Genomic DNA, 6,124 nt, shown 5'->3' on the forward strand with positions numbered 1-6,124 from the left:
CTGGTGTGATCATCGGGTGACGGCTGCATCGATCGCTGACGGTTCCGGGCCGGTTATCGGGCCGCCGCCTCCGTTCGACGCCGAACTGGCGCCCGCCCTCGCGGCGCTGGCCGAGCGCGGGCGCGTCGAATTCTCGCTCGACATGATCCCGGTGCTGCGCCAGGGGCCGCCGCCGGTCCCGCCGCCCACCGACGAGGACCTGCGGCGCGGCGGCAGGTTCGAGCTGAGCACGCGGCTGGTGCCCGGCCCGGCGGGGGCCCCCGAGGTGCCGCTGCTGATCTGCCGGCCCGCCGGCGCCGCGGCCGCGGTCCCTGTCGCCTGCGTCTATCACATCCACGGCGGCGGGATGATCCTCGGCGACAACCGGACCGGCCTGCCGGGGACACTGCAGCACGCCGAGCAGCTCCAGCTGGCGGTCGTGTCGGTGGACTACCGGCTCGCGCCAGAGACCCCGCACCCCGGACCGGTCGAAGACTGCTACGCGGGCCTGGCCTGGACCGTGTCGCACGCCGATGAGCTCGGCATCGACCCGGCCCGCGTCATCGTCGCCGGCGGGAGCGCGGGCGGCGGCCTGGCGGCGGCGGTGGCCCTGCTGGCCAGGGACCGGGGCGGCCCCGCGCTGGCCGGGCAGCAGCTCATGTGCCCGATGCTCGATGACCGCAACGACACACGGTCGTCGTGGCAGATGGCAGGGATCGGGGTCTGGGACCGAGCGGCGAACGAGGTGGGCTGGACGGCGCTGCTCGGCGCGGCCCGCGGCGGCCCCGACGTGTCCCCGTACGCCGCGCCCGCCCGCGCCACAGACTTGTCCGGACTGCCGCCCGCGTTCATCGACGTTGGCTCGGCGGAGACCTTCAGGGACGAGGACGTGGCCTACGCGACCCGGATCTGGCAGGCCGGCGGGGTAGCCGAGCTGCACGTGTGGCCGGGCGGGTACCACGGCTTCGCCGGCCTCGCGCCCACCGCGGCCCTGTCCCGCGCCGCCGTGGCGGCGCAGCTGAGCTGGCTGCGGCGCCTGCTCGGCTGAGCAAGCTGAGCAAGCTGAGCCAGGAGAGGAGAACGGCTCGTGAGCGCTCCCGTAGACAACGGCGTCGTGCCGCCCGGGCTGTCGGCCGGGGAGTTCGAGGCGGCGCTGCGCGCGTTCGCCGCGGCCCTCGGCGGCGACGCCGTGCTGCGGGCCGATGCGGCCGCCGGCCGGGTCGCTGAATTCCGCGACCCGTACAGCTTCCCCGGGTGGGACGAGCACTGGCCGTCGGCGGTCGTGGCGCCCGGCAGCGTCGAGGAGGTCCAGGAGGTCGTGCGGATCGCCCGTCGGCACCGGGTGCCGCTGTGGACGACCTCCATGGGCAAGAACAACGCCTACGGCGGGCCCGCGCCACGGGTCCGCGGCAGCGTGGTCGTCAGCATGCGCCGGATGAACCGCGTCCTCGACGTGCACGAGGAGCTCGCCTACGCGGTCGTCGAGCCTGGCGTCAGCTTCTTCGACCTGTACGCCGAGCTGCGCCGGCGCGGCAGCGCGCTGTGGGCGTCGATCCCCGACCTCGGCTGGGGCAGCGTCGTCGGCAACACGCTCGACCACGGCGTCGGCTACCTGCCCGGCGGCGACCACGCCGCCAGCCAGTGCGGCATCGAGGTCGTGCTGGCCAGCGCCGAGGTGGTCCGCACCGGGATGGGCGCGATGGCCGGGAACCCGGCCTGGCACGCGCACCGGCGGGGGTTCGGGCCGGCGCTCGATTCGCTGTTCATGCAGTCGAACTTCGGCATCGTCACCAAGATGGGCAAGTGGCTCACGCCGCGCCCCGAGGTCTACGCGCCGGTCGAGGTCCATGCCCCTCGCGAATCCGACCTCGAGGCGATCATCGACACGATGCGCCCGCTGCTGCTCGACGGCACGGTCACGAACGTGCCGCTGCTCGGCACGCTGGTGGGGGCGGCCTCAATGACCAGGCCCCGCGCCGCCTGGCAGGCCGGGGACGGCCCGCTGCCCGCGTCGTTCTACGCGGCCGCCGCCGACGAGCTTGGCCTGGGCTACTGGAACCTGCGGCTGGCGCTGTACGGGCCAGCCGCGATCGTCGACGCCCAGCTCGCCCGGGTGCGGGCGGCGTTCGCCGCCGGGGTTCCCGGCGCCTGGGTCAGCGCCAGGAAGATCGCAGGCACGGACGTCAGCGAGGAGACGGTGACCACGCACCCCGAGCGGGTGCAGGCGGGGATCCCCGGGCTGGCCCTGCTCGACAGCCTGCAGTGGTGGGGCGGCATCGGCGGTCACCTGGACTTCTCGCCGGTCGCGCCGCTGCAGGGCCGCCACGCGCGGGCGCTGACCCGGCTGCTGCGGCCGGAGATCGAGCGGGCCGGCCTGGACTTCTGGCCCGGCACGATCATGACGCCGCGGTCGTTCTACTTCGTCTGCCCGCTGCTGTACGACACGACGAACGAGGCGCAGGCGCGGGCCGCCTACGACGTGTACCGGCGGCTCGTGCGGATCACCGGCGAGGCGGGCTACGGCCTGTACCGCGGGCACATCGAGTTCATGGACGAGATCGCCGCGCAGTACGGCTGGGGCGAGCACGCGCTGCTGCGGCTGTACGAGACGCTCAAGGACGCGCTCGACCCGGACGGCATCCTGTCGCCGGGAAAGCAGGGCATCTGGCCCCGAGGGATGCGCGCCGCCGGTCAGGGAGACGCGTGACTGGTGACCGGCAGGATGACGGCCGAGGGGCGGGCCGGGTCGTGGTAGACCTCCTGGCGCGCCGCGGCGAGCGTCGTGGCGGTGGCGAGCGGCTCGCCCGTGCCAGTGTTGCGGGCGTAGCGGGGGTGGGCGCCGCTGGAGACCTGCAGCCGTAGCCGGTGGCCGGCCAGGAAGCGGTGGGCGGTGGGCCACAGGGCGATCTCTGCCCGGATGACGCCGTCGGCGCCTGCTGGCGGGCTTGCCGGCGTCAGCCGGGCCAGGGCGTCGCAGATGTTGGTGGACCGGCCGGTGGGGTCGACGTCGCAGAGCCTGGCGAAGAAGTCGGTGTGCTGGCGGCTGGACCGTACGAACAGTTCCGCGGTCACCTGGCCGATGATCTCCACGTCCGCCTCGATAGGCCGGCTGGTGTAGGTGAGCACGTCGGGGCGGGACTCCAGCTGCCGGTTGTCGGGCTGCGCGTCGCCCTGGTGGTCCGCGGGGCCGCCGACGCTCGGGGTCGGGTCGGCCGGGTCATACGTGTAGCCGTCCGGCTCGCCGGGCCCGGGCGGGGCCGGGTCGAGGCGGTGCGCCGGGTGCAGGTGCCAGCGCTGCTGCCGGGCCGGCGGTGGCCAGCCCGGGAGGTCACGCCATTCGCCGCAGCCGCCGACGAAGATCCGCACGGGTGCGGGCCGCAGCTGGCTGCGGTCGTCGAGCAGGTGGGCGCGCAGCCACGCCAGCGTGTCGCGGACCGATGCCCCGATGACCTGCTGGTCGGTGTGCCGCCACGGCCCGATCAGCAGGTACGGGTCGTGACCGGCCTTGACCAGGGCGGCGTAGTCGGCGAGCATGCCCGGCAGGAACACGTCCCGCCAGCCGCCGACGAAGCTCACAGGGGCGGTCACCTCGGGCACGCCGTCGCTGGAGCCGCGGCCGGCCCAGTACGGGTCGGCTGGCTTGTCGTGGGCCAGCCAGTCCTGCCAGTAGCTGACCCGGTGCCCGGTGGCGAGCCGGTCGAGGTCGCCAAGCGGCAGCCGGTCAAGCAGCGGCCCCAGCCGGCGGCGGGCCTGGCCCTGCCGCAGCAGCCCGAGCGGCCGTTCCTGGTGGGCGACCTGGTCGACCCACCCGAGCATCGTTTCCAGCGAGAACGCCCCGCCCTGGTAGATCGCCCCGGCCACGTCGGAGGTGGTGATCTGCGCGGCGATGGCCTTCAAGTCCTGACCGGCCTGCGCGGCGATCGCCCACTGCACGATGCCCAGGTAGCTCGGCCCGGCGGTCGCGAACGCCCCCGGGTACCAGGGCTGGTCCTTCAGCCACGCCACCGTGGCCAGCCCGTCGGCGCGTTCGTTGAACGGGTCGAGGCTGCCGCCTGAACCGAACGTGCCGCGGCAGCTTTGCACGAGCACCTGGAACCCGCGTTCGGCCAGCAGCCTGCCGTACGCGAGCCCGAACGGCCCCCGCCGCCCGTACGGCGAGCGGACCAGGACAAGCGGCCGCCGCGGCCCGGGCGGTGCATACCTGTCAGCAAGCAGCACCACGCCGTCGGGCATCGGAACGGCGAGGTCCCGCTGCACCGCGACGCGCGTCGTCTCGGCCGGCGGCAGCTCGAGCGCCCGGCCGAAAAACCTGCTGGCAGCCGTCATGGCCGGGGTCCCTTCTGCTCGTGCGCGCGGTGGTCTCCCGCCGCGGCCTGCTGGAGCCTGATCATAGGCTCCGCCGGCCGCTGCGTCCGGCCCGGTGCCCGGCGAATAATCCGTAGGCAATCATGGTGGAGCCCTCGTATGCTGCCGGGGTGCCCGACGGGCTGACTGTGGAACGCGCAGGCGATCTGCTCGCCGGCCTGCTGCCTGCGCACGGCCCGGTCCGCGCCGTCTCGCGGTTCGCCGAAGGCTCGGTCACCGGCGCGTACCTGATCGAGTTCGCCGACACCGAGTCGGCGCCGGTCGTGCTGAAGATCTACCGGGACGGCGGCCTGCGATCCGCGGCCAAGGAAGCGCGCGCGCTCAAGTTCCTGACCGACCACGGTGTTGACATCTCGCCGCGCGTGCTGGCTTTCAGCAGATCCGCCGCAGCGCTCGGTGGCCGCCCGTGTCTCATCTCCTCGCTCCGTCCTGGCCGCACGCTAACGTCGCTCGACGCTCACCTGACGCGCGCTCAGCGCCACGAGGTGTACCGGCAACTTGGCGCGGTGCTTAAGCGCCTGCACGCCGTTCCCGCCGGCGGCTACGGCTACGTCGACGGCCGGATCCGCGGCCCGCTGCCGGACAATTCCGCGCACATGGCCCGCATGTTCGAACGCGACCTGCGGGGGTTCCGTGCGCACGCCGGCGACCCGGCCCTGGCCGACAAGGTCGCCACGCACGTCACCGAGCACGCCGCCGCGTTCGCCGAATGCCTGCGGCCCGCCTACTGCCACGGCGATGTGCATGAGCCAAACCTCCTGGTAGAGCTCGCCGAGGATGGCACCTGCTCGCTGACCGGCCTGCTCGATCCGGAGAACATGCACGCGGGCGACCCGCTGATGGACTTCGCCCGCCTCGACGCGTTCTCCATGCATGGCGACCCGGCGAAAATGGCCGGGCTGCTGTCCGGCTATGGCGTCTGCGTGCCCGGGCAGCGGCCCGGCGAATGGCCCGCGGCCTGGCGTTCTCGCCTCCCGCTCTACCGCATCGCGCTCGCCCTCGAGCTCTACAACTGGTTCGCGATCATCGGCGAGAAAGGACGGCTGCCCGCCCTCGACCGTGAACTGCGTGACCTCCTTGGTGCCGGGAGTCGCAGCGCGTCCGTTCGGGATAATTAGCGGGGACGGGACTGGAGCGGCGGGTCAGCGGGGGAGTGCCTGGCCGCACAGTGGCGTTGGCCAGCCTGAAAGGAGAGCGGCATGACTTCCTCCCACGGTCACCAGGACAGGGCAGAGCCGGGCTCGCCGCGTGTGCAGGAGGTCAGCGACGGGGTGTTCGCCTACATCCAGCCCGACGGAACCTGGTTCATCAACAACACCGGCTTTCTGGTCGGCAGCCGCGGTGTCACCAGCGTTGACGCCTGCTCGACCGAGCGGCGCACCCGCGCCTACCTCGAAGCGATAGCCAAGACGAGTTCCCAGCCGGTCCGCACGCTGATCAACACCCACCACCACGGCGACCACACGCACGGGAACTACCTGTTCGGCGACGCCACGATCGTGGCCTGAGGCGTGGTCGGCGGGCCGTGGCTACAGGTGGTCCTGGTAAAGCTGACGAAGCGCTTCCCAGTGGCGGGTGCTTGACTTCTCGTCGTAGGTCCCGTTGTCGGGCACCGCGAACCCGTGGTGGGCCGGGTAGAACTCGACCGTGTGGTCGACCCCGGCGTCCGTGAGCGCGCCCTCAAGCAGCTCGGCCTGGTCGACGGTGAACGAGTTGTCCTCGATGGCGCCGGCGACGTAGACGGTGGCGGTGATACGGCCGGCCGCCAGGTGGGGGCTCG

At 73.0% G+C, this 6,124-nt stretch carries 6 protein-coding genes; 4 read left to right on the forward strand and 2 right to left on the reverse strand.

The features are described 5' to 3' along the window. Positions 1 to 16 precede the first annotated feature (16 nt). Together Q1N79_RS04850 and Q1N79_RS04855 are read left to right on the forward strand one after the other, a co-directional pair. A complete protein-coding gene (locus tag Q1N79_RS04850) occupies positions 17 to 1,027 on the forward strand; it encodes an alpha/beta hydrolase (protein ID WP_300604988.1) in 1,011 nt (336 codons plus the stop codon). A gap of 39 nt (positions 1,028 to 1,066) precedes the next feature. Further along, entirely contained in the window at positions 1,067 to 2,686 is a 1,620-nt protein-coding gene (locus Q1N79_RS04855) for an FAD-binding oxidoreductase (protein ID WP_300604990.1), read from the forward strand. On the opposite strand, the gene Q1N79_RS04860 is transcribed toward Q1N79_RS04855, so the two are convergent. Further along, complete coding sequence (locus Q1N79_RS04860) at positions 2,671 to 4,305, reverse strand: CocE/NonD family hydrolase (RefSeq protein ID WP_300604992.1); 1,635 nt, start codon at positions 4,303 to 4,305, stop codon at positions 2,671 to 2,673. The two genes, Q1N79_RS04855 and Q1N79_RS04860, sit on opposite strands and share 16 nt — an antisense overlap. 149 nt (positions 4,306 to 4,454) lie before the next feature. Between Q1N79_RS04860 and Q1N79_RS04865 the strand changes: the two genes are divergently transcribed. Both Q1N79_RS04865 and Q1N79_RS04870 read left to right on the forward strand, forming a co-directional pair. Beyond that, positions 4,455 to 5,462 (forward strand): aminoglycoside phosphotransferase family protein, encoded by a 1,008-nt coding sequence (locus Q1N79_RS04865; protein ID WP_300604994.1) that lies wholly within the window; start codon positions 4,455 to 4,457, stop codon positions 5,460 to 5,462. Positions 5,463 to 5,543: 81 nt separating this feature from the next. Next, complete coding sequence (locus Q1N79_RS04870; protein WP_300604996.1) at positions 5,544 to 5,852, forward strand: MBL fold metallo-hydrolase; 309 nt, start codon at positions 5,544 to 5,546, stop codon at positions 5,850 to 5,852. A gap of 21 nt (positions 5,853 to 5,873) precedes the next feature. Here Q1N79_RS04870 and Q1N79_RS04875 read toward each other — a convergent pair. After that, a partial coding sequence (locus Q1N79_RS04875; protein ID WP_300604998.1) for a dienelactone hydrolase family protein occupies positions 5,874 to 6,124 on the reverse strand: 251 nt, incomplete at its 5' end.

It is taken from the genome of Trebonia sp. (genome assembly GCF_030042015.1).
Classification (GTDB): Bacteria; Actinomycetota; Actinomycetes; order Streptosporangiales; family Streptosporangiaceae; genus Trebonia.